Below are 21,228 nucleotides of genomic sequence, written 5' to 3' on the forward strand. Positions count from 1 at the left end.
CCAGCGCTGTCGGCGGTATCGAGGTCGGGGTCGTCTGGTCGCGCGGTCGGGAGCGACGCTCCGAGGAGCGACGCCCACTCGGCGACCTTCTCGTTGTGCGGATTGGACATAGCGCTTCCCCAAGGAGATATACTCTCAACTATCGTATATAACGGTTGTGCCGATTCGACGGATGGACTCGTACGAGCGAGACCGGGAGACCGTCGCTCCACCGGAAACAGTGGGGTCGAGCGCGGTCGGCCGCGGGAGCCGCGGTCAGTCCTCGCTGTTGCCGGGACCCCACGAGTCCGGGACTTCGATGACGTACCGGCCGTCCTCGCGGAGCGAGATGATGTACTCGCTTCGGTCGTACAGCTCCATGAGGTTGAGCTCGTACTGACCGGGATTGACGATTTTGATGCTCTCGAACTGGTCGTTGAGCTCCTCGCGGAGCTGGTCAAGGTCGGGTCGCTCGTCGGACGACGGCTCGATGACCGTGCCGTCGGCGTCCGTGGGCGCGGCGTCCGCGGGCTGGCCGGCCGCCGCGTCGGGGGCAGGAGGCACGTCGGGGTCCGAAGGCGCTTCCGACGGCGTCTCCGCCGCCGAACCGCGTCGGTTCGCATCGGCCGCGGCGAGTTCCTCCGGCGTGACGATGTCGCTTCGGGCGCTCTTCTGGGAGTTGTCCTCGTCCGTCTCGCGCGCGTTGATTGTACTGGGGTCTCGATTCGAGGGCGATGACGAACGCGGCGAGCTATCGGACTGACCCGCCGCGGGCTCCCCTCGGGGTTCGTTCCGCGACGCCGGTGGCTCTTGGGGGTCTGCCCCCGGCGACTCGCCGGGCGCCGACGGCCACTCACCCCACCCGCGGGGGTCGGGTTCGGGTCCGCTCCCCGTGTCGGCCGCGTCACCCGCGTCGCTCGACCCGGTCGCCTCGGTCGGCGACGGCTCGCTTCGGGTCGAACCCGCGGCGTCGCCGGTCTCGGTTCGCTGTGGGGCGTCGGCGTTCGCGTTCGCCCAGTCGCTGACGGTCATCGACTCCTCGTCGGTCGAGTCGGGATGGGACTGTTGCTGTGCGCGGTCTCGGACGGCGTCGGCCGCCGAGGAGGTCAGGTCCCGCGTTCCGGCGCCGCCCGCCGACGGCGTGTTATCGCTTGCGCTCGCGGGAGCGCTCCCGCTCGACGCGGGCTTGAACTGAAACTTGTTGCCGCCGCAGTTCGGGCACCCCGAAAGCATCTCCTTCGAGCCGTCGGGGAACACCTTACCGCACGTGGTGCATTGATGTGGCATTGGTGGATGGTAGCGCCGGATGGCGCGTGAGGGCGTTCGTGGGACCCCCTATTTTCGGGAGACGAGCGCGCTGATGAGGTTCTCGTCCTTGTGGAGCGTCTGAATCTGGTTCGCGGGACCGATGACCGTGAGCTTCTGGGTCGACTGTCGGCCCATGAGCCGGTCGAGGAAGCTCTGGTCTGCGGTCTGCGAGCGCGGATACGTCTCGATTTCGATACCGTTGAACTCGTCGGGGCTTATCTCGGCCATCGTGACCTCGATGAGCTTCGACTCCTCGTCGGGCGAGAGGCCCTCTTCGAGGATGACGATGTTGCCGTCGCGGACGCCGTCGAGGATGAGCCGAATCTTCTCCATGCTCGTGAGATTTGCCATCCGATTCCCGCTGAAGAGGTCTATCTGGACCCCGTCGGTGCCGTTGTCGGAGGCGGTTGCTTCAGGCATGGTGAATCACGCGAAGTACTCCGCGATTTTGGCGTACACTTCGTCCATGTTCTCCCCTTCGAGCGCTGACAACTCGACTGTTTCGTGCTGGGGGTACGCGTTCGCGATGCGCTCGACGTTCGCCTCTTCGAGGTCGATCTTGTTCGCGAAGATGAGCACGGGCAGGTCCTGGCTCTCGATGATGCCGATGAGCATCGTGTTGACCTGCGAAATCGGGTCTTTCGTACTGTCGAGCACGTAGATGACGCCGTCGACGTCCTCGCGGAGCCAGTGCATGGCCTCGGCGACGCCCTCGGTCGCCTCGCGGGACCGGCGGACGGCGTCGTCCTTCTCCATGTCGTGTTCGAGGAACTCCTTGTAATCGACTTTCGTCGTGACACCCGGCGTGTCGACGATGTCGATGGTGACTTTCTTGCCGTTCCGCTCGATTTCGACGTTCTCCTTCCGCCTGGCGCGGCGAGTCTCGTGAGGGATGTGGCTCTCGGGACCGATGGCGTCACCGGTCCAGTCACGGGCGATACGGTTTGCGAGAGTCGTCTTCCCGGCGTTGGGCGGGCCATATATACCGATCCGCTTCGGCTCGCTCTCCGAAAAGAGCCGGTCGACGACTCGTGAGATGCTGTCTCTTAAATCTGTGAGCAGTCCCATCCTGGGCCTCCCGCACCTCCCGAACGCGTCGTGGAGGGCGTATGGAGGTATCACCCAACCGGACTCACTTAAGCACTACGTCAGACACCAGTCACGTGGGAGACAAGACGACAGAAAGGAACGGCGAAACGGCGGCCGACTCGGCGAGCCGGCATCGAGCGGAGGAGATTCGGCCTGCGGACGTCCGGTTGCGGCGTGTCGAACGGTCGACGTGAAACCGGGCGACGTCGGGGTCGGAGTTGTAGGTCGGAGTTGTAGTTTTGTGGTAACTGTTACTTCGGGCGTACACGTGCGTCCCCCGAACCAACGGGATGAGCGTCATCTGCATCGTTCTCCAGTGAATCCCGAACGTTCTCCGGCGAACCTCACACGGTGCCGGACGGCATTCGTGAAACGCGAACAGCGTTCGCGAAGCCACTGAATCAGTTCGACTCGGAATGACCGCACGCCGGGAGTCGCAGACGCGACACGGCGTTGGGGGGGGTTCCGACGGACGCGAAACACTCTACCCGGTAACACCCCCACCCCTTCGTTTCGGGTGGAACGGCTCGAAGGGGTGGGTGGGGGGAGACCGCTAGACGGCGGTGAGACGTTAATTGAATCCTAGGTGTGGGTAATAATATAGTATTTCTCTCTACTACGGATATGGTACGGATACATTTGTGATAAAACCACCCCTTTTTCAAGAATCGCCGAGACCCCCTCCCCACCGATTCACGGCTCCACCCGAAACAAAGGGGTGTGGGGCAATCGACACCCAGGCGTTTCCCGTCGAACTGGAGAACCACCACTTAATTGCACAGGAAACCGAGGGGTTAGACAGCGACGAGAACCGTTCTATCTCCCGATTTTTCGAAAAGCGCGTTTCCGGCGTCTCCACTCGAAACAGAGGGGTTCGACCCACCGATTTTTCTCGTCGGACGCCACCCACACGCTGAGTTCCACTCTGACTGCCTCCGATTGTCGGTTCGCGTGGACCGCAGACTCGACTCGGAACCGTCGGTCGTCAGAGCCGAGAACAACTCTGACGGCTCGACCCGTCTCGACTTGGTGCGACTCGGCGCGTCTTTGTTCGACCCGCCGTGGTTCGTTCGACTAGTGCGTCTTTCGTTCGTCTCGTTCGACCCGCCGTAGTTCGAGAAGGTTCTCGATTCGATGACCAACCTCACCCACATGTCTCCTTCGTCCGGTCGCTCGGCGACTCCGCAACTGAGCGTTCGTCTATTCGCTTCTCGGTCAACCGACGGACGCCCACTTACTACAGCCGTCGCGTCCGACGATATCGCGACTGTTCGTGTTGAAACGGTCCCGACCCCCCGAGTTCCGGTCGAACGACGGCAGACGAGTCGGAGAAGTAAGATTTTTGTACCGACTGTTCGTTTGGTTCCTTTGCATCATCTGGAATCGCCTTCTTCGGCGTGGTGTGAAAATGCCGACTATCTCCGGCTTCACACACCCTATGCGCCGGTTTGGGGCGGCAATTCCACTTGAAACAAAGGGGTATTCACGATGGACGAGGAAGAGAATCCGAGAGGCGGCACACGAGAGGGAGCCGGGGACAGCAGGTCGGACGACATCGTCGCGGACGCCGACCCCGGCGCACCGAGTACCGACGCGTCCGACGGCGACGCGCCTGCCGACGGCTCTTCCGCCGCGGACGACGTATCCTCCGAAGAGAGCGTCTCCCCCGAGGACGACGAGGACGTGTCTCCCGAAGACATCGACATTCAGGCGAGCATCGGCCCCGACGCCGACGCGCCCGACGGGGACCTCGACCAGCACAAAGACCCCGACGTCGGCCTCGACAAGGTCGTGCTCAACGACGACGAGGGGTCGAAGGGGCTGTTCGACGACCTCCTCGCCGGCGAGCCGATCTTCGAGAACAAGGAGGTCCTCCGCCCGTCGTACACCCCGCACGAACTCCCCCACCGGACCGACCAGATAAACCAGATGGCGACGATTCTCGTCTCCGCTCTGCGCGGGGAGACGCCGTCGAACATCCTCATCTACGGGAAGACCGGGACCGGCAAGACCGCGAGCGCGAAGTTCGTCAGTCAGGAGCTCGAATCCACCTCCCAGAAGTACGACGTGCCCTGCGAGGTCGAGTACATCAACTGCGAGGTGACCGACACGCAGTACCGCGTGCTCGCCCAGCTCGCCAACAAGTTCATCGAGAAGAACGTCGAGCGCATCGAGGCTGAACAGGAGCGCCTCGACGAGATGCGCACGCGGGCGACCGAAGACCCAAACGCTCTCGCGGACACGCCGTACGACTCCATCGCCGAAATCGACGAGCGCGCGGCGGAACTCGACGACGACGCCGACGAGATGGAGACGGTGCCGATGACCGGGTGGCCGACCGACCGCGTCTACACGACCTTTTTCGACGCCGTCGACTACAAGGAGCGGGTGGTCGTCATCATGCTCGACGAAATCGACAAACTGGTCGAGAAGTCGGGCGACGACACGCTCTACAACCTCTCGCGGATGAACTCCGAACTCGACAACTCCCGCATCTCCATCATGGGCATCTCGAACGACCTGAAGTTCACCGACTTCCTCGACCCCCGGGTCAAATCGAGCCTCGGCGAGGAGGAAATCGTCTTCCCGCCGTACGACGCCAACCAGCTCCGCGACATCCTCCAGCACCGCGCCGACGTGGCGTTCAAGCCCGGCGCGCTCACCGACGACGTGATTCCGCTGTGCGCCGCGTTCGCCGCGCAGGAACACGGCGACGCCCGGCGCGCGCTCGACCTGCTCCGCACGGCCGGCGAACTCGCGGAGCGCGGGCAGGCCGACACCGTCGAGGAGGCCCACGTCCGGCAGGCGCAGGACAAAATCGAACTCGACCGCGTGGTCGAGGTCGTCCGCACCCTCCCCACGCAGTCGAAAATCGTCCTCTTCGCCATCATCCTCCTGGAGAAAAACGGCGTTCGCAACATCAACACCGGCGAGGTGTTCAACATCTACAAGCGCCTCTGCGAGGAGATCGACGCCGACGTGCTGACCCAGCGCCGCGTCACCGACCTCATCTCGGAACTCGACATGCTCGGCATCGTCAACGCCGTCGTCGTCTCGAAGGGTCGCTACGGCCGGACCAAGGAAATCAGCCTTTCTGTCCCCATCGACGAGACCGAGGCCGTTTTGCTGACGGACTCCCGACTCGGCGACATCGAGAGCGCACAGCCGTTCGTGCAGGCGCGGTTCGACAACTGAGACTGAAGAACGAAGTCCCGAAGTCCGACGCCGACGCTGTTACTTTTCCCGCGTCACGCCGCGAGCGCGTCGGCTCGCGCCGATGTCTCCGATGGTTCCGACAGCTCCGGCGGCTCGACCTGAAGCGGTGCCGTCGTCGCCGGCGCGTCGCCTCCCGCCGCGTTCGTTGTCGACACGTCGGGAGCCGCCGTCTCCATCGTCGTCACGTCGACGTACTCGACGGGGGCGGGCGCGACCTGCGTCGTCGTCGCCATCGAGTTGGCGAGCGTCAGTCGAACCCACCCGAGAAGCGGGATGCGGATTCGCGCGACGCCTTGGACCCACTCGGGGCGGACCGGGTCGGCGATGCCGCTCACCTGGTCGTACCGCGGGTTGTTGTCGCCTTTCGTGATGAAGCCGGCGTACTCGGCGGGGCAGTTGGCGAGTTCGCGGCAGTTGTCGGCGGCCATGTACTCGGGGTTCGCCCTGTCGTACCAGTTCTCTCCTTCGTCGACCCAGAACATCGCCCGGTGGATGATCGGGGGGCCGCCAGCGCCGGGGTCGTCGTAGACGATGACGCTCCCGGGGCCGCCGAACTTCCGGTAGTCGACTTCGGAACCCGTTTCGGCCGTGACGACGGCGGTTCCCTCGACCGCCGAGTCGGGGGCGTATCGCTCCGGCCCCGTGATGAACACGAGGTCGCCTTTGTGCATGTGCGGTTCCATGCTCCCGCTTTCGACGGCGACCATCGGCGGCCACACGCCGCTCACCGCGAACAGGAGCAACCCGACGGCCAACACGGCGAGCGCGCTCGTCAGGATTTCGCGGACGAACAGAAGCGGCCCCTCCTCTGCCGTCCGAAGCCGAGTTAGCACGCCTTCGTCGGAGGCGGAACCGCGCCGCGGGTCGGGGGAGGGAGGGCGGCCATCGTCGTCACTCATCACTCCCAGTTTACCCGGACCGGGTTTCAACGTTCTGGGTTTCGGCATCCTTTTTGCCGCGTGTCGCACACTCCGGGTGTGCCACTGGAGACGCCGGCGCGCATCGTCCGAGCGCTCGTCGGTCGCGGCTACAACGCCGAGCGCGAGGCCGTGACACTCATCGCCGGCTCCGACGACCCCGGCCGCACCCTCGCCCGCGTCGTCGAAGCCGCCCCGGACGACGCGCTTCGCATCACCGCCGACCACGTCCGCGAGGTGCTCGCCTCCGCCCCCGCCGCGGACCCGCCGGGAACCGCACCGACGGGGCCGACCGCCGCGGACGCCGCCGCCGCATCCGACGCCGTCGCGTCCCACACCGCCGCGTCAGACCCCTCCGCTTCTGGTGCAACATCGCACGACAACGCGGCTCACACCTCTCAATCGACTCCAGCCGAAGCGAAGGTGGGGTCGGGCGGCCGGAACGTCGACCCGGCGCTTCGGTCCCTCGAAATCGCCAACGACATGACCGGCCAGTCGACGGGGACCGGCGAGTACGACGACTTCGTGAAGGTGTTCCGCGACCGCTACGAGAAGCTCTCGAAGATGCTCCGCGGGCGCGTCAACCACCGCCCCGCGAAGGCCATCTCGAACATGTCCGGCGGCGAGGACGCGGAACTCATCGGCCTCGTCGACGACGTTCGGTCCACCAAGAGCGGTCACTGGATTATCGACCTCGAGGACACGACGGGGACGTTCCCCTGTCTCGTGATGAAGGACAAGGACATCGCGGGCTACGTCGACGAACTCCTCATGGACGAGTGCATCGCGGTGCAGGGGACGCTGTCGGGCGACGCGGGCATCCTCTTCGTCGACTCGATGCACTTCCCCGACGTGCCGCGGAGCCACCGCCCCAACACCGCCGACAGGGACGTGCAGGCGGCGCTCATCTCGGACGTGCACGTCGGCAGTCAGGAGTTCATGGCCGGCGCGTGGAATCGCTTCGCCGACTGGCTCCACACCGAGGAGGCAGAGCGCATCGAGTACCTCCTCATCGCCGGCGACATGGTCGAAGGCGTCGGCGTCTACCCGAATCAGGACGAGGAACTCGACGTCATCGACATCTACGAGCAGTACGAGGCGTTCTCCGAGCACCTCAAATCGGTCCCCGGCGACCTCGACATCGTGATGATTCCGGGCAACCACGACGCGGTCCGACTCGCGGAGCCCCAACCCGGCTTCGACGACGAACTCCGCGATATCATGTCGGCCCACGACGCCCGCATCACGAGCAACCCCTCGATGGTCACCCTCGAAGGCGTCAACGTGCTCATGTACCACGGCGTCTCGCTCGACGAGGTCATCGCCGAACTGCCGGCGGACAAGGCGAGCTACGACGAGCCGCACAAGGCGATGTACCAGCTCCTGAAAAAGCGCCACGTCGCGCCGCAGTTCGGGGGTCACACCCGCCTCGCGCCGGAGGAACTCGACTATCTCGTCATGGAGGACGTCCCCGACATCTTCCACACCGGCCACGTCCACAAGCTCGGCTGGGGCAAGTACCACAACGTCCTCGCCGTCAACTCCGGCTGTTGGCAGGCCCAGACCGACTTCCAGAAGTCCGTCAACATCGACCCCGACGCCGGTTACGCGCCCATCGTCGACCTCGACACGCTGAACATGACGGTCCGGAAGTTCTCCTGAGCCGGCGACCGTTTCACTACTGACGACCGTTCGACTCAGCGGTGCTCTCCCGCAGATATGCGCCCTGATAGCACGCCGGATGTGCGGCGACCGGGACCATTCCGCCGTCGCTTTTTACCCGCGACGCGCACAGAACCGGTGATGACCGACGACGCGCTGTTCGACGCGACGAGCCTGAACGACCTGTCGCTTTCCAACCGAGTCGGGCTGGCACCGATGACGCGCATCAGCGCCACCGACGAGGGGTTGGCGACAAACGAGATGGCTCACTACTACCGGAAGTTCGCCGACGGCGGCTTCGGCTTTCTCGTCACCGAGGGCGTCTATACGGACGACGCGTACAGTCAGGGCTACCTGAACCAGCCGGGGCTCGTCACCGGCGACCACGTCGAGGCGTGGACGAACGTCACGGACGCCGTCCACGAGGTCGACACGCCGATTTTCGCGCAGTTGATGCACGCCGGGGCGCAGTCGCAGGGGAACCCCCACCTCGACGGCGACCGGACGCTCGCTCCCTCCGCGGTCCAGCCCGACGGCCAGAAGGCCGAAGCCTACGGCGGGAGCGGGGAGTTCGCGGTCCCGAAGGCGGCCGACGAGACCGACCTCGAAACCGTCCGCGAAGGATTCGTGCGGGCGGCGCGGAACGCGGTCGAAGCCGGCTTCGACGGCGTGGAACTCCACGGCGCGAACGGCTACCTGCTCAACGAGTTCCTCGCGGCCGACGCGAACCGACGCGACGACGAGTACGGCGGCGGTCCCGAGTCCCGAGTCAAATTCCCCGCCGAGGTCCTTTCGGCGGTCGCCGACGCGGTCCCCGAGGAGTTCGTCGTCGGCGTCCGCGTCTCGCAGGAGAAAGTGACCGACGGCGACTACGAGTGGCCCGAGGGCGAGGAGGCGGCCGCGGTCTTCTTCGAGGCGCTGTCGGCCGCCGGAGCCGACTACGTCCACACGACCGAGACCGACGCGACGGGTCCGACTTTCGGCGCGGACGGCCCGTCGCTCGCGGAGGCCGCCGCCGAGTACGTCGCGGACGACACGGTCGTCGTCGCCAACGGCGACCTCGGCGACCCGGACGCGGCGCGGGCCGCCGTCGACGCCGGCGCGGACCTGTTCACGCTGGGGACGAGCGCGCTCGCCAACCCGGACTGGCCGGCGCGCGTGGCCGCCGGCGACGACCTCGACGCGTTCGACCCCGCGAAGTACCTCGCGCCGACCGCGGGACTCTCGGACCACGAAGTGCCGTCGGAGCCGCCGCTCGCCGACGACTGACGCACGTTCGACGCCGAACTCTCTGACGCTGAACCGACCACCGAACCCCTTCGCTTCCACTCGAACTCTCGTTTCACAACTCCTCGACGCCGCCGTATTCGGCCGCGCTGACTCGATTCGACTACCCGAGCGTCACGTCGAGGTAGAGCATCACGACGACGCCGAGCATCGTCCCGAACGTCGCCACGCGCTCGTGACCGTTCGAGTGCGTCTCGGGGACGATTTCGTCGGAGATGACGAACAGCATCGCGCCGGCGGCGAAGCCCATCGCGTAGGGGAGCAACGCCGCGGCGTACTGGACGGCCCACGCGCCGAAGACGGCGAGCGGAATCTCCACGAGGCCGGCGCGGATGCCCGCGAACGTCGCGTAGGTCGTGTTCCGGAGGCCGGCGTTGACGGCGGCGATGGAGACGGCCAGCCCCTCGGGGATGTTCTGGATGCCGATGGCGAGCATCAGCGGGATGGCGGTCCCGAGGTCGCCGGAGCCGAAGCCGACGCCGACGGCGAGGCCCTCGGGCATGTTGTGGATGGTGATGGCGACGATAAACAGGATGACTGAAGCCATCTTCTTGTCCGTCTCCGGGGCGTCCGCTCGGGTCTTCCCGGTCACGAGGATGTGGACGTGCGGAATCCACAGGTCGGCTTGGTCGAGGACGACGACGCCGATGACGAAGCCGGCGAGGACGGGAATCGGGTTCCCGCCCGCCGCCTCGATGCCGGGGAGGATGAGGCTCGTGAAACTCGCGGCGAGCATGACGCCGGCGGCGAAGCCGAGGAGCGTGTCGAGCGAGCGCTTCGAGGGGTCGCGCCAGACGAGGATGAGGAGCGCGCCCAGCATGTTCATGCCGGCGATGACGATGCCCCCGAGGAGGCCCTGCATCACCGGGTCCGAGCCGGCGAGCGAGACGAACAGCTCTTCGGCCGCGGTCACGGTCGTCTCACGCTCGGCGGTCGGTTTCCGCGTCGTTCGGTCATGGGCCACCTGACGGGCGGGAGGTATGTATTCCCTCCGTCGGTTCTCGCCGCCCGCGAGGACCGACTACCCCGTCTCGTCGAGGACGTACCGGACCGTCGGTGACCCCTCGAACCGCGGACCGTGGCCGACGCGGTCGAAACCGGCGTGCTCGACCGCATCGCACAGCGGCGTCTCGGATTCGAGGACGAGCACCTCGACCGGCAGGTCCTCGGCGCTGGCGAAGCGGAGCGGCTCTTCGAGCAGTCGCCGCACCGCCGTCTCGGTCCCGCCGAGCCGGGTGACGTGGAGGACGCCGTCGCGGACGTCGAAGCCGACGAACCCGAGCACCGGTTCGTCGTCCGCCGGCGCGTCGGCGTGGGGGTCCGACCCCGTCTCGGCGGTGGCGAGGCGGACCGTCCGGTCGCGTATCAGCCGACGCATCGCCCGTATCGGCGCGTCGGCGACGGCGGCGAGCGCCTCGGCGTCGGTGTCAACGGCGTCTCTGACATCCATACCCGAACCTTCCGCGGCTTCGGTGATAAATCTCCGCCCGCGAGGCGTCGGTACGGGCCGTCTCAGCGCCGGATTCGCGGGTGACGGCAACGGTTGAATCGGAGGACATAGTTATACGTCCCCCCGCGTTAGCCCCTCGCATGTTTACCAACGAAGCCCCGAAGCGACGCGACGCACCGGAGGGACGATGCGCGTAGTCGCGAAGTTCGGCGGCACCTCGCTCGGTAGCGGCGACCGAATCAACCGCGCCGCGGACTCCATCGCCGCGGCCGTCGAACACGGTCACGAAATCGCCGTCGTCGCCTCCGCGATGGGCTCGACGACCGACGACCTCCTCGACGAGATCAAGTTCGAGGCCGACGACCGCGACCGCGCGGAAATCGTCTCGATGGGCGAGCGGACCAGCGTGCGCATGCTCAAGGCGGCGCTGGCCGCCCGCGGCGTCAACGCCTTGTTCGTCGAACCCGGCACGGACGAGTGGCCGGTCATCACGAACGACCTCGGCGAGGTCGACGTCGAGGCGACCAGAGAGCGGGCCGCGAAGCTCGCGGCCGAACTCGACGGCGTCGTCCCGGTCATCACCGGCTTCCTCGCGCAGAACCACGACGGCGAAATCACGACGCTCGGCCGCGGCGGCTCCGACACCTCCGCCGTAATGCTCGGCAACTACATGGACGCCGACGAGGTCGTCATCGTGACCGACGTGGAGGGCGTCATGACCGGCGACCCGCGCGTGGTCGAAGGCGCGCGAAACGTCGGCCGCATCACCGTCGACGAACTCCGAAACCTCTCGTTCCGCGGGGCCGAGGTCGTCGCGCCGTCGGCGCTGTCGTACAAGGACGCGGCGCTCGACGTTCGGGTCGTCCACTACCAGCACGGCGACCTGCTCACCGGCGGGACGCTCATCGAAGGCGAGTTCCACAACCTCATCGACATGCAGGAAGAGCCCCTCGCGTGTCTCACCGTCGCCGGGCGGGCGATTCGCAACCGACCGGGCATCCTCGCGGACCTCTCGGCCGCCCTCCGAGAGGAGGACATCAACGTCGACTCGGTCGCCTCCGGGATGGACTCCATCACGTTCTACGTCCTCGAAGACGACTCCGACCGGGCCGAGGCCGTCCTCCACGACCGCGTCATCGCCGACGACGCGCTGTCCTCGGTCACCGTCGAAGACGACATCGCCGTCGTCCGCGTCACCGGCGGCGAACTCCCGAACCGCCCCGGCGTCATCCTCGACATCGTCCAGCCGCTGTCCGACGCCGGCATCAACATCCACGACGCTATCACCTCCGCGACCTCCGTCGCCATCTTCGTGGCGTGGGACGACCGCGAGGAGACGCTCGGCATCATCCAAGACGAGTTCTAACTCGACCCCGCCCCGTACCTCTCGACGCTGTTTTCGCGCGACTGCGTCCCCGCCAGCGACGCCAACGGCCGGTGAGCCACGACGGCCGCCGAGGTCGGTTCGTGGCGGTTCGTGGCGAGAGCGGAACAGCCGGCGACACCGATGCACACACCCGTCCACGAGCGCCGGAAACCGGGCGTCGTCCCTCGATTTTCCGCCTGCCGATTACTTCACATTCGCGGGCCTATTGCGGGCATGAAATCGTACAAGGCGAAGATGGTCGAGCCCATCGAACTCCCCTCGCGCGAGGAGCGCGAGGCCGCCCTCGAACGGGCCGGCTACAACGCGTTCAACCTCGACGCCCGCGACGTGTACATCGACCTCCTGACCGACTCGGGGACGGGAACGATGTCCGCCGAGCAGTGGGCGGCGATGATTCGCGGCGACGAGGCCTACGCCGGAAGCGAGTCGTTCGCCCGGCTCGCGGAGTCGGTCCGCGACGTGATGGGCTTCGAGCACGTCGTGCCGACCCATCAGGGCCGCGGCGCGGAGAACGTCCTCTACGGCGTCCTCTTGGAGGACGGCGACGTGGTGCCGAACAACTCCCATTTCGACACGACCCGCGCCCACGTCGTCAATCAGGGCGCGGAGCCGGTCGATTGCCCGTCGCCCGCCGCTCGGGACCCCAACTCGACGGAGACGTTCAAGGGCAACTTCGACATCGACGCGGGTTACGCGCTCGTCGAGGAGGTCGGCACCGACGCGATTCCCGTCGTCGTCCTCACCATCACGAACAACTCCGTCGCCGGCCAGCCCGTCTCGATGGCGAACATCCGCGCCACCGCCGAGTTCGCCCGCGACATCGACGCCATGTTCGTCATCGACGCCTGCCGGTTCGCCGAGAACGCCCACTTCATCAAGACCAACGAGGCGGGCTACGAGAACCGCTCGGTCGCCGAAATCGCCCGCGCGCAGTTCGAACACGCCGACGCCATCACCATGTCCGGCAAGAAGGACGCCCTCGTCAACATCGGCGGCTTCGCCGCGATGCGCGACGAGACGGTGTTCGAACACGCGAAACAGCGCGCCATCCTCTACGAGGGCTTTCCCACCTACGGCGGTCTCTCGGGCCGCGACATCGAGGCGATGGCCGTCGGCCTCCGCGAGGCCGTCACGCCGCCGTACGTGACCGACCGCGTCGAGCAGGTGGCCGAACTGGGCGACCTGCTGGTCGAAGCCGGGGTCCCCGTCTATCAGCCGACGGGTGGCCACGCGGTCTACCTCGACGCCGGCGAGGTGTTCCCGCACGTCCCGAAAGACGAGTACCCCGGACAGCAACTCGTCTGCGCGCTCTACCTCGAAGGCGGCGTCCGCGGCGTCGAACTCGGCGGCTTCGCGTTCCCCGGCACCGACCGGCCGGACCTCGTGCGCCTCGCGCTCCCGCGGCGCACCTACAGTCGCGAACACCTCGAACACGTCGCCGAGACGGCCGCGAAAGTGATGGACTCCGCCGGCGAGTACGGCGGCCTCGAAATCGTCGAGGAGCCGCCGATGAAGGAGCTTCGCCACTTCTCGGCGCGGCTCGAACCGGTGTCGAACTAACCCGACCGCGCCGTTCCGTTCTTCTCTCGTCTTTTCTCCTCTTTTCTCGTCTTTTCTCGCCTACTGCCCCTCGTACAGCCGACTCGCCAACCGCTCCGGCAGGCCGACCTCGCGCACGCGCTCCGCGACGCGGTCGATGTCGTAGCCGACGCGCTCCGCCTCGATTTCCATCGCGTCGAGGTCGGCGACCGCGTAGGCCGCCCGCGGGTCGCCGTCGCGGGGCTGGCCGACGCTTCCGGGGTTCAGGACGATTCCGTCGTCGTAGATTCGGTGGCCCTGCACGTGGGTGTGGCCCAGCACCAGCAGGTCCTCGCCGTCGAGGAGCGACGGCGAGAAGTCGTCGGGGTAGGTGTAGCGGTCGGGGTCGCTCGGGTGGCCGTGGGCGAGTTTGACCCGGCCGTCGGCGACGTGCCGCGTGTTCGGGAGCGCGGAGAGCCACTCCATCGACGCCGGAGAGAGCGCGTCGCGGGCGTAGTCGACGCCCGCGGCCGCCATGCTGTTGAAGCGGAAGCCGGTCCCCGACGTGACCGCGCGGTCGTGATTCCCCGAGACGGTCGGCACGTCCCGCTCGACGAGTTCGGACACGCACTCCTCGGGCCACGGGTTGTAGCCGACCACGTCGCCGGCGCAGACCAGTCGGTCGACCGGCGGCATCGATTCGAGCACCGCGTCGAGTGCCGGGAGGTTCCCGTGCACGTCCGAGATGACGCCCAGACGCATGGCTCGGTGTACGGGAGCGCGGCTGAAAAATCTCGGGCCGAGGCGGCGTTACTCGCCGTTGTAGAAGGCGGTCTCGACGGCGTCGCCGACGGTCGCGGCGGCGGCGCAGACGGCGTGTTCGAACTCGTGGTCGTACAGTTCGCGGGCCGCGTCGGCGGCGGTCTCCGCGTCGAGGTCGAACGCCCGCGGGTCGTCTTCCTCGTAGGTCGCCACGAGCGTGGGTTCGGAGACGGCTTCCACGACGAGGGCGTCCTTGCGGACGATGCCGATGAAGGCCTCGTCGTCGCCGACGACGCCCGCGATGCGGGGCGTGTCGTAGTCGTCCTTCTCGTAGTCGAGCGCGAGCAGAATCTCCGCGAGGGCGTCCCGCGGCGGGTAGCCGAGGTCGAGTTTCTCCGCGATGGGGTCGACCTGCGAGCCGTTGCCGACGACGACGTAGTCGCCGCCCTCGCGGACGCAGTTGTAGGCGATGTAGGGGTTGTCGGTCTCGGGGGCGTCGGGCGTCGGTCCGACGGTCAGGGCGTCGTCTCGGTCGACGACCTGTCGGTTCGGGAAGGACCGAGAGGAGACGCGATACGCACCGATTCCGGGGCCAACGACGACGAAACGTCCGACGTACATACACGACAGTGGATAGAATAGGGGCAAATAGTTGGCGGTTTATGCACGTCTGTCCGTCGCCGTGCGACGAAATCCCACGGCGGAATCGACACGCAACGTTTACAAATACCCGCGAAGTACGAACTGATGCGAAGTCCCATGGGGTAGTGGCCAATCCTGTTGCCTTCTGGGGGCAACGACCCAGGTTCGAATCCTGGTGGGACTACTTCTCAGCGTTCTACTCTCGACGAGGCCGCGCCGTCCCCCTGTTCTCCAGTTGAAACGAAGGGGTAGGTTTCAGAAACCAAAGGGGTCCGTTTCGAGTGGAGTTTTCCATTATGGACTCTCAGACACCTGAATACGGGCGATAGGGGACCGCGAAAATCGTTTAGCGGTCGACCGCGAGGAGCGCGACTCGCTCTCTGACCAGCGCGGGGAGGTCGCCGTCGGCGACGCGCAACTCCGTCTCGCCCACGTCGAACACCTCGCGGACGAGCGCTTCGTCGTAGTCGCCGAGGGTGTCTGCGGGTTCGAGGTCGAGTCGGTCGAACAGCGCGGCCTCGGCGTCGGCCTCGTCGCCGCCGTCGACGAGAATCACGACGGGGAGCGTCCCCTCCGAGACGCCGATTTCGAACGCGCGGTTAATCTGCCGGCGGCCGCTGGCGTAGAGGAGGATTTCGACGGCGCGGTCGCGGGCGATTTCGTTGCCCCGGGCGATGGCTCGGTCGGCGAGTTCGGTCGCCCGTTCGAGGTGCTCGCGGTCCACGACGTACCGGGCGTCGAACGCCTGCACCGTCGCGCCCGTCTCGTCGGCCACCTCGCCGACTGCCGCGATGAACGAATCGAGGTCGGAGACGGTCGCCTCGGCCTCGACGAGCCTCATTCGAAATCACCCAGACTGGCTTGCTGGTCGGCGCGCTCTTTGGCCGTCTCGAAGCCGGTGTCGTCGGGAACGGCGTCGTCCGGCGCGTCGTCTTCGTCCACTGCGTCCATCGACGGGTCCTTTCGCCCCGCGGCTTCGAGGATGTTCTCCGCGGTCTTCCTGCGACCCCGGAGGGCGGCGAGGACGCGCGATTTCTCGGCCTCCCGGAGGTCGGCCCGGCTCTCGACGCCGGCCTCGAACAGCCGGCGGGCGCGCTTTCGGCCGACGCCGCGGACGCCGGCGAGGTCGAGCAGTTCCTCGCGGACGCCGTACTCGACGCGCTTTTTCGCCTCGCGGACCGCGTACACCGAATCGAGGTCGAGTTCGGAGGCGAGTCGCTCGGCCGCGCCGAGGAGCCACTCGGCGGTCTCGACCTTCCCGCGGATGTCGCCGGGGCCGACGCCGTAGCGCTCGGTGATGCGGTCCTCGTCGACCTCGCCGACCCAGTCTTCGAGGAGCTTCGCGGTCTTCAGCGCCGACAGCCAGTCCTCGAACGCCACGTCCTCGTACTCGGAGGGGACGCGCCCGAGGAACTCCGGTTCGCGCTCGTAGCACAGCTCGGTGTACGTCTCGCGGTCGCCGGACTTCAGGTAGAGCTGATACATGTCCGGCGTCCGGCAGACGAGGTGATAGAGGCCGAGCGGCGTCGGATACGTCCGGTCCGTCTCGAACGCGTCGGCGTCCCCGTCGCCGCCGTCTGTGTCGTCCGCGCCGTCCGAGCCGTCCCCGTCGTCGCCGCCTCCACCGCCGCCGTCGTCGGCGACCATCTCGCTGGCCCGCTGGAAGCCGCCGGGTTCGTTGTCGGATTCGCTCCGGTCTCGCTTCGGCTTCTCGGGCGTCTCGCCCGCGAGCGCCCGGAGCTTCTCGGTTCGGTGGTCCGCCGCCCATTCGAGGCCGTCGATGATTTCGGCGGCGCTCATCGGGTCGAGGTAGAGCCGCGAGACGGTGTGGCCGACGGGCGTCGCCTGAATCGTCTCTCCGTCGAACTCGACGAACCCGTTCACTTCGAGGTAGTCGAGCACGCGGTCTGTCACCTGTCCGAGTCGCTCGGGGTCGTCGGTCTGGGTCGCATACAGCGTCTGGTCTAAGAATTCGAGCAGTCCCTCGCGGGTGTGGGCGAAGCCGGAGGCGACCGTGGCGAGCAGGTGCGTCCGCAGGGCGGGCTCGGCCGCGAGCTTCGACCGCACGTCCTCGGCGTCGGCCCAGATGTACCGCTCGAACAGCTCGTCGCGGGCGTCCGCGTCCTTCGCCAACAGCACCGCCTCGCCGTAGGGGTCGAGGCCGGGGCGGCCGGCGCGGCCCATCATCTGGTGGACTTCGAGCACGTCCAGCGGTTTCATCCCGCCGTAGTCGCCGTCGTAGCGTTGCCAGTCGCGGACGACGACCCGGCGGCTCGGGGTGTTGACGCCGGCGGCGAGCGTCGGCGTCGCGCAGATACATTTGATGAGTCGGTCGCGGAAGGCGTCTTCCACGAGGGTGCGGTGCTCCGCGGCGAGCCCCGCGTGGTGGAACGCCGCGCCCTTGGCGACCGCCTTGGCGAGGTCCTCGGAGGTCTCGGTGTCGGACACGTCGCGTATCTCGGCGGCGAGTTCCGCGAGGTCGCTCCGCTCGTCGCCGGTGAGGTAGCGCTCCGTCACGTCGGCCATGCGGCGGGCCGCGGACTCCGCGTTGCGCCGCGAGTTCACGAAGACGAGCGAGGAGCCCTGGTCGCCGTCGTCGTCGCCCTCCAACGCGTCGGCGACGAGCGCGGGCGTCTGTCGTTCCCCGCGGCCGACCGGCACCTCGCGTTGGCTCCCGTCGGCGAAGGAGACGGCGTTGCCGTAGTGGACGCCCATCTTGAGGTCGATGGGTCGCCAGTCGGACTTGACGAGCTCCGCGTCGAGCCAGTCGGCGACGACGCCCGCGTTGCCGACGGTCGCCGACAGCGCGACGACCTGCAGGTTCGGGTTGAGTCGGCGGAGCTTCGCCAGCGTGACCTCCAGCGTCGGCCCCCGATGGCGGTCGTCGACGAGGTGGACCTCGTCGGCGACGACGCAGGTGAGTTGGTCCATCCACGCCGCGTTGTTCCGGACGAGCGAGTCGACCTTCTCGCTCGTGGCGACGATGATGTCGCGCGAGGAGAGCCACTCGCCGTCGGACTCGTAGTTGCCGGTCGAGACGCCGACGTCGATGCCGTACTCCTCCCAGCGCTCGAACTCGGCTTTCTTCTCGGAGGCGAGCGCCCGGAGCGGGACGATGTACAGCGCCTTCCCGCCGCGCGCGACGCTCGACAGCATCGCCAGTTCGGCGATGAGCGTCTTCCCGCTCGCGGTCGGGACGGCGGCCACGAGGCTCTCGCCGTCCGTCAGGCCGGCCTCGACGGCCTCGGCCTGCGGCGGGTACAGCTCCTCGATGCCCTCGTCGCGGAGGGCCTCGGGAATCCCCGTCGGCAGGCCCGTCAGGTCCGCAGTTCGCATTGCATCCCCCTTGGACCGTCCCCCGGTTTAAGCCATCGGGTCGGGTCGGTCGCGGGGGCGTCGCCGTCGGCGGTGTCGACCGCGCCGTCACGGCGCTCGTCGCCGCCGCCGAATCGGGGTCCCGCGTCGGCAGGGCTTTGTACGGCCCGGCGGTACGATTGCCCATGAAAGTCGAGTACGACCGCGACACCTGCATCGGCATGTTCCAGTGTGTCGACGAGTGGGAGGGCTTCGAGAAGAACGTCGACGACGGCAAGGCCGACCTCGTCGACGCCGAGGAGACCGACGACGGCGTCTTCGTCCGCGAGGTTCCCGAGGACGCCGAGTTCGACGCGAAGTTCGCCGCCCGCGTCTGCCCCGTCGAGGCCATCCGCATCCTCGACGACGACGGCGAACAGCTCGTCCCCTGACCGCGACGCCGAGGAGCCTGCTGTTTTCTCTCGCGTCCGCGACGCGACCGGACCGTGTGACCGTCGCCCGTGGGGCGCGTCCCCGAACCCCCCCGTTTCGACTGGAGATTCGCCCGACGACAGAGTGTAACAGTTAAGCGGCGGGCGTCTAATCGTGCCACTATGAGCCAAGCGACGAAAATCGTGCTCGGTACCGTCGGCGTGTCGGCCCTGCTGGCCGTCGTGTTCATCGGGATGAGCATCGCCTGAGCGGATGTTCGAGACGCGCACCCTGCCGTCGGACCTCGAATCGGTCCGCGACGAGTACGCCTCCGGCGCGCTCGTCTTGGACGTGGCCGGCGACTTCGACACCATTCCCCCGGAGGCCGCGGAGAACCTCGGGCTGGTGGTCGAGTCGCTCTCCCCGGCGGCGTACCCCGCCGAGTGGCTACCAGACGACGCGCCCCAACAGCTCCGGCGCTACGCGTCGTCCGACTTCACCATCGGGATGCCCGGCGACGGCACGGTGACGTGGTCTCGGCAGACCACGCCGCCGGTCGTGCTGGTGAAGTACCGCGCGAAGGGGACGCCCGACGACTTTCTTGATTTCCTCGTCGCCGAGGCGTTCGTGCAGGCCGGTAACGACGAGATTCCCGAACAGTTCCTGCCCTTCTTCGGCGAGCGCTACCGCGACCTCGCCGCGGCGACGCCGCTCGGCCCGAGCGAGACGTATCAGGTCGCCGCCGCGCTCTACGAGGGCTGGGTCGGCCTCCACACCCGCGAGGCGTTCGCGTCGTGGGAGGGCCGATACGACCGCCTCCACGAGGCGTGGGTCGACGCGGGCGGCCGGCTCGACGACCGACTCGAAAACCTCCCGCGGCTCGTCGCGCTCGGCAGGCTCTCGTTCGCCGAGGCGACCGAGTTCGCGTGCTCGGCCGTCAAACACGGCCGCGACCTCCCCGCGCCGTTTTCGGCGCTGGACACCGCGGCGTACCGCGACCACGGGCCGAGCTACGCGGTCAAGTGGGCCGAAAAGACGTTCGAGCAACTCGCGGCGGACGATGACACGGCGTCGGGCGGCGACGCCGACCCGACCGCCGCCGACGACGCGGACCCGGCGTAGCCGGTCGCCTCGCGGCCCGCCTCAGAACTCGGTCGTGACGGTGCCGTCCTCCTCGAGGTCGACGACGCCGTCGAACAGCTCGCGGAAGCGGTCCAGCGTCTCCTGGTCGTGGACCTCCTTCGAGAGGTGGAACAGCCCCACCGCGTCGAACTCGTCGAGGAGTTCGAGAATCTGCTTCGTCGCCTCGAATGCGCCGTCCTCGTCGGCGTAGTAGGCCATCTCCGTGACGGAATCGACGCTGAGCCGGAGCTTTCCGTCGTGACCTTCGAGGAACTGCCGGGTCTTCTCGACGATGGCGTCGAGGTCGTCGGGGGCCGCGACGTAGTGGATGTTGTCCGAACTGCGTCGGGAGTAGCCGCGCTCGATAGACAGCGTGTCGAGGATGGTGGCGCTGGACTCGTCGACCTCGTAGTGTTCCAGCTTCTGTTCGACCTCGCGCGCGGTGGTCCGCGTCGAGATGACGAGGAAGTGGTCGGTGTCGACCTTGAAGAAGTCCGTGTCGATGCGGTCGGTCTCGCCGATGCTCGGGTGAAGGAGCAAGATACCTGTGCCGCCCGGAATCGTCTCGGGCGCGTCTTCGATGGCGAGCTCGTAATCCATACCCCAAGCAGTTACCCTGCCGACTTAATCCTTCATGCCGTTTGGGCGGCGTCGTCCCGGAATCGTAACGTATGTTCACGCCTCTCGGCGAGGTCAGAACAGCGAGTCGGCGGTGGCCGCGCCGATGACGCTGAACACCGCGCCGACGCTCGTCGCCTTGAGCGTGATGCGGAGCACCGCGAGGTCGACTTCGTAGCCGAGGGCGATGATGAGGCGCTGTCCCGACACGTCAGAGAGGAACGTCCCCGGCGCGTCGAACGCGAGCGCGAGGATGAACACGGAGAGATACGAGACGGAGATGAGCGAGATGAACCGGACGGGAATCCCGCCGACCTCGCGCTCCCGGTCGGGGTCGCGGTCGTCGGCCTTGTAGAGCGCGCCGTAGCCGACCGCGAGCACGATACAGAGCGTGAGAAGCGCCTGCGCGAACGACATGCTCCGCGCGAGCACCCACACCTCCTCGGTGACGACGAACGGCCCCGCGAGGAGGAACCCGCCGACGACCTGCTGGGCGGTGTCGGCGAGCGCGAACCGGCGGCGGACTCCGACCATACACCGGTCGT

20 protein-coding genes and 1 tRNA gene are annotated in these 21,228 nt (G+C 67.2%); 9 read left to right on the forward strand and 12 right to left on the reverse strand.

The window, feature by feature from the left end; translation table 11 throughout:
- Positions 1-255 precede the first annotated feature (255 nt).
- The 3 genes from C438_RS07465 to C438_RS07475 are packed head-to-tail and all read right to left on the reverse strand — an operon-like array spanning position 256 to position 2,355.
- Positions 256-1,266: an OapC/ArvC family zinc-ribbon domain-containing protein gene (locus tag C438_RS07465; RefSeq protein WP_083899983.1), complete on the reverse strand. Its 1,011-nt coding sequence runs from the start codon at positions 1,264-1,266 to the stop codon at positions 256-258.
- Positions 1,267-1,314: 48 nt separating this feature from the next.
- Positions 1,315-1,707: a DUF2073 domain-containing protein gene (locus C438_RS07470; RefSeq protein ID WP_049917862.1), complete on the reverse strand. Its 393-nt coding sequence runs from the start codon at positions 1,705-1,707 to the stop codon at positions 1,315-1,317.
- Between the two features lie 6 nt (positions 1,708-1,713).
- Positions 1,714-2,355 carry an Era-like GTP-binding protein gene (locus C438_RS07475; protein WP_004968740.1) on the reverse strand — a complete coding sequence of 214 codons (642 nt, stop codon included), beginning with the start codon at positions 2,353-2,355 and terminating at the stop codon, positions 1,714-1,716.
- Positions 2,356-3,864: 1,509 nt separating this feature from the next.
- Between C438_RS07475 and C438_RS07480 the strand changes: the two genes are divergently transcribed.
- Positions 3,865-5,571 carry a Cdc6/Cdc18 family protein gene (locus tag C438_RS07480; protein ID WP_004968741.1) on the forward strand — a complete coding sequence of 569 codons (1,707 nt, stop codon included), beginning with the start codon at positions 3,865-3,867 and terminating at the stop codon, positions 5,569-5,571.
- 53 nt (positions 5,572-5,624) lie between these two features.
- On the opposite strand, the gene C438_RS07485 is transcribed toward C438_RS07480, so the two are convergent.
- A complete protein-coding gene (locus tag C438_RS07485) occupies positions 5,625-6,425 on the reverse strand; it encodes a S26 family signal peptidase (protein ID WP_004968742.1) in 801 nt (266 codons plus the stop codon).
- A 144-nt stretch (positions 6,426-6,569) separates the two neighbouring features.
- Between C438_RS07485 and C438_RS07490 the strand changes: the two genes are divergently transcribed.
- Together C438_RS07490 and C438_RS07495 are read left to right on the forward strand one after the other, a co-directional pair.
- Complete coding sequence (locus tag C438_RS07490; RefSeq protein ID WP_004968743.1) at positions 6,570-8,171, forward strand: DNA-directed DNA polymerase II small subunit; 1,602 nt, start codon at positions 6,570-6,572, stop codon at positions 8,169-8,171.
- 141 nt (positions 8,172-8,312) lie between these two features.
- Positions 8,313-9,440: an oxidoreductase gene (locus C438_RS07495; protein ID WP_004968744.1), complete on the forward strand. Its 1,128-nt coding sequence runs from the start codon at positions 8,313-8,315 to the stop codon at positions 9,438-9,440.
- A gap of 121 nt (positions 9,441-9,561) precedes the next feature.
- Here C438_RS07495 and C438_RS07500 read toward each other — a convergent pair whose 3' ends face one another.
- Positions 9,562-10,371, reverse strand: a complete 810-nt coding sequence (locus C438_RS07500; RefSeq protein WP_049917916.1) for a ZIP family metal transporter — start codon at positions 10,369-10,371, stop codon at positions 9,562-9,564.
- 108 nt (positions 10,372-10,479) lie between these two features.
- Positions 10,480-10,908 (reverse strand): hypothetical protein, encoded by a 429-nt coding sequence (locus C438_RS07505; protein WP_004968746.1) that lies wholly within the window; start codon positions 10,906-10,908, stop codon positions 10,480-10,482.
- Positions 10,909-11,095: 187 nt separating this feature from the next.
- Between C438_RS07505 and C438_RS07510 the strand changes: the two genes are divergently transcribed.
- Both C438_RS07510 and C438_RS07515 read left to right on the forward strand, forming a co-directional pair.
- Positions 11,096-12,274: an aspartate kinase gene (locus tag C438_RS07510; protein WP_004968747.1), complete on the forward strand. Its 1,179-nt coding sequence runs from the start codon at positions 11,096-11,098 to the stop codon at positions 12,272-12,274.
- 234 nt (positions 12,275-12,508) lie between these two features.
- Positions 12,509-13,855, forward strand: a complete 1,347-nt coding sequence (locus C438_RS07515) for a tryptophanase (RefSeq protein ID WP_004968748.1) — start codon at positions 12,509-12,511, stop codon at positions 13,853-13,855.
- A 60-nt stretch (positions 13,856-13,915) separates the two neighbouring features.
- On the opposite strand, the gene C438_RS07520 is transcribed toward C438_RS07515, so the two are convergent.
- Together C438_RS07520 and C438_RS07525 are read right to left on the reverse strand one after the other, a co-directional pair.
- Positions 13,916-14,575, reverse strand: coding sequence for a metallophosphoesterase family protein (locus tag C438_RS07520; protein ID WP_004968749.1), 660 nt, complete (start codon positions 14,573-14,575; stop codon positions 13,916-13,918).
- A gap of 48 nt (positions 14,576-14,623) precedes the next feature.
- Positions 14,624-15,196, reverse strand: coding sequence for an IMP cyclohydrolase (locus C438_RS07525; RefSeq protein WP_004968750.1), 573 nt, complete (start codon positions 15,194-15,196; stop codon positions 14,624-14,626).
- A gap of 132 nt (positions 15,197-15,328) precedes the next feature.
- On the opposite strand from C438_RS07525, the gene C438_RS07530 reads away from it, so the two are divergent.
- A tRNA-Gln gene (locus C438_RS07530) sits at positions 15,329-15,401 on the forward strand.
- 162 nt (positions 15,402-15,563) lie between these two features.
- Here C438_RS07530 and cgi121 read toward each other — a convergent pair.
- Together cgi121 and C438_RS07540 are read right to left on the reverse strand one after the other, a co-directional pair.
- On the reverse strand, positions 15,564-16,058 hold the full coding sequence (cgi121, locus tag C438_RS07535) for a KEOPS complex subunit Cgi121 (protein ID WP_004968751.1): 495 nt from the start codon (positions 16,056-16,058) through the stop codon (positions 15,564-15,566).
- A complete protein-coding gene (locus C438_RS07540; protein WP_004968752.1) occupies positions 16,055-18,553 on the reverse strand; it encodes an ATP-dependent DNA helicase in 2,499 nt (832 codons plus the stop codon). Before C438_RS07540 ends, cgi121 begins: the two co-directional genes overlap by 4 nt.
- Positions 18,554-18,717: 164 nt before the next feature.
- On the opposite strand from C438_RS07540, the gene C438_RS07545 reads away from it, so the two are divergent.
- The 3 genes from C438_RS07545 to C438_RS07550 all read left to right on the forward strand — a co-directional run bounded on the left by C438_RS07545 (position 18,718) and on the right by C438_RS07550 (position 20,065).
- Positions 18,718-18,963 (forward strand): ferredoxin, encoded by a 246-nt coding sequence (locus C438_RS07545; RefSeq protein WP_004968753.1) that lies wholly within the window; start codon positions 18,718-18,720, stop codon positions 18,961-18,963.
- Between the two features lie 162 nt (positions 18,964-19,125).
- Complete coding sequence (locus C438_RS20315) at positions 19,126-19,212, forward strand: hypothetical protein (RefSeq protein ID WP_424008935.1); 87 nt, start codon at positions 19,126-19,128, stop codon at positions 19,210-19,212.
- Positions 19,213-19,216: 4 nt separating this feature from the next.
- Complete coding sequence (locus tag C438_RS07550; RefSeq protein ID WP_004968754.1) at positions 19,217-20,065, forward strand: DUF7089 family protein; 849 nt, start codon at positions 19,217-19,219, stop codon at positions 20,063-20,065.
- 21 nt (positions 20,066-20,086) lie between these two features.
- Here the strand turns inward: C438_RS07550 and C438_RS07555 are convergent, their stop codons facing one another.
- Both C438_RS07555 and C438_RS07560 read right to left on the reverse strand, forming a co-directional pair.
- The gene (locus C438_RS07555; protein ID WP_004968755.1) at positions 20,087-20,665 is read right to left on the reverse strand and encodes a DUF7090 family protein; all 579 of its coding nucleotides are present in this window, start codon (positions 20,663-20,665) and stop codon (positions 20,087-20,089) included.
- A 93-nt stretch (positions 20,666-20,758) separates the two neighbouring features.
- Complete coding sequence (locus tag C438_RS07560) at positions 20,759-21,217, reverse strand: DUF2391 family protein (RefSeq protein WP_004968756.1); 459 nt, start codon at positions 21,215-21,217, stop codon at positions 20,759-20,761.
- Between the last annotated feature and the right edge of the window lie 11 nt (positions 21,218-21,228).

This window comes from Haloferax denitrificans ATCC 35960, assembly GCF_000337795.1.
GTDB lineage: Archaea > Halobacteriota > Halobacteria > Halobacteriales > Haloferacaceae > Haloferax > Haloferax denitrificans.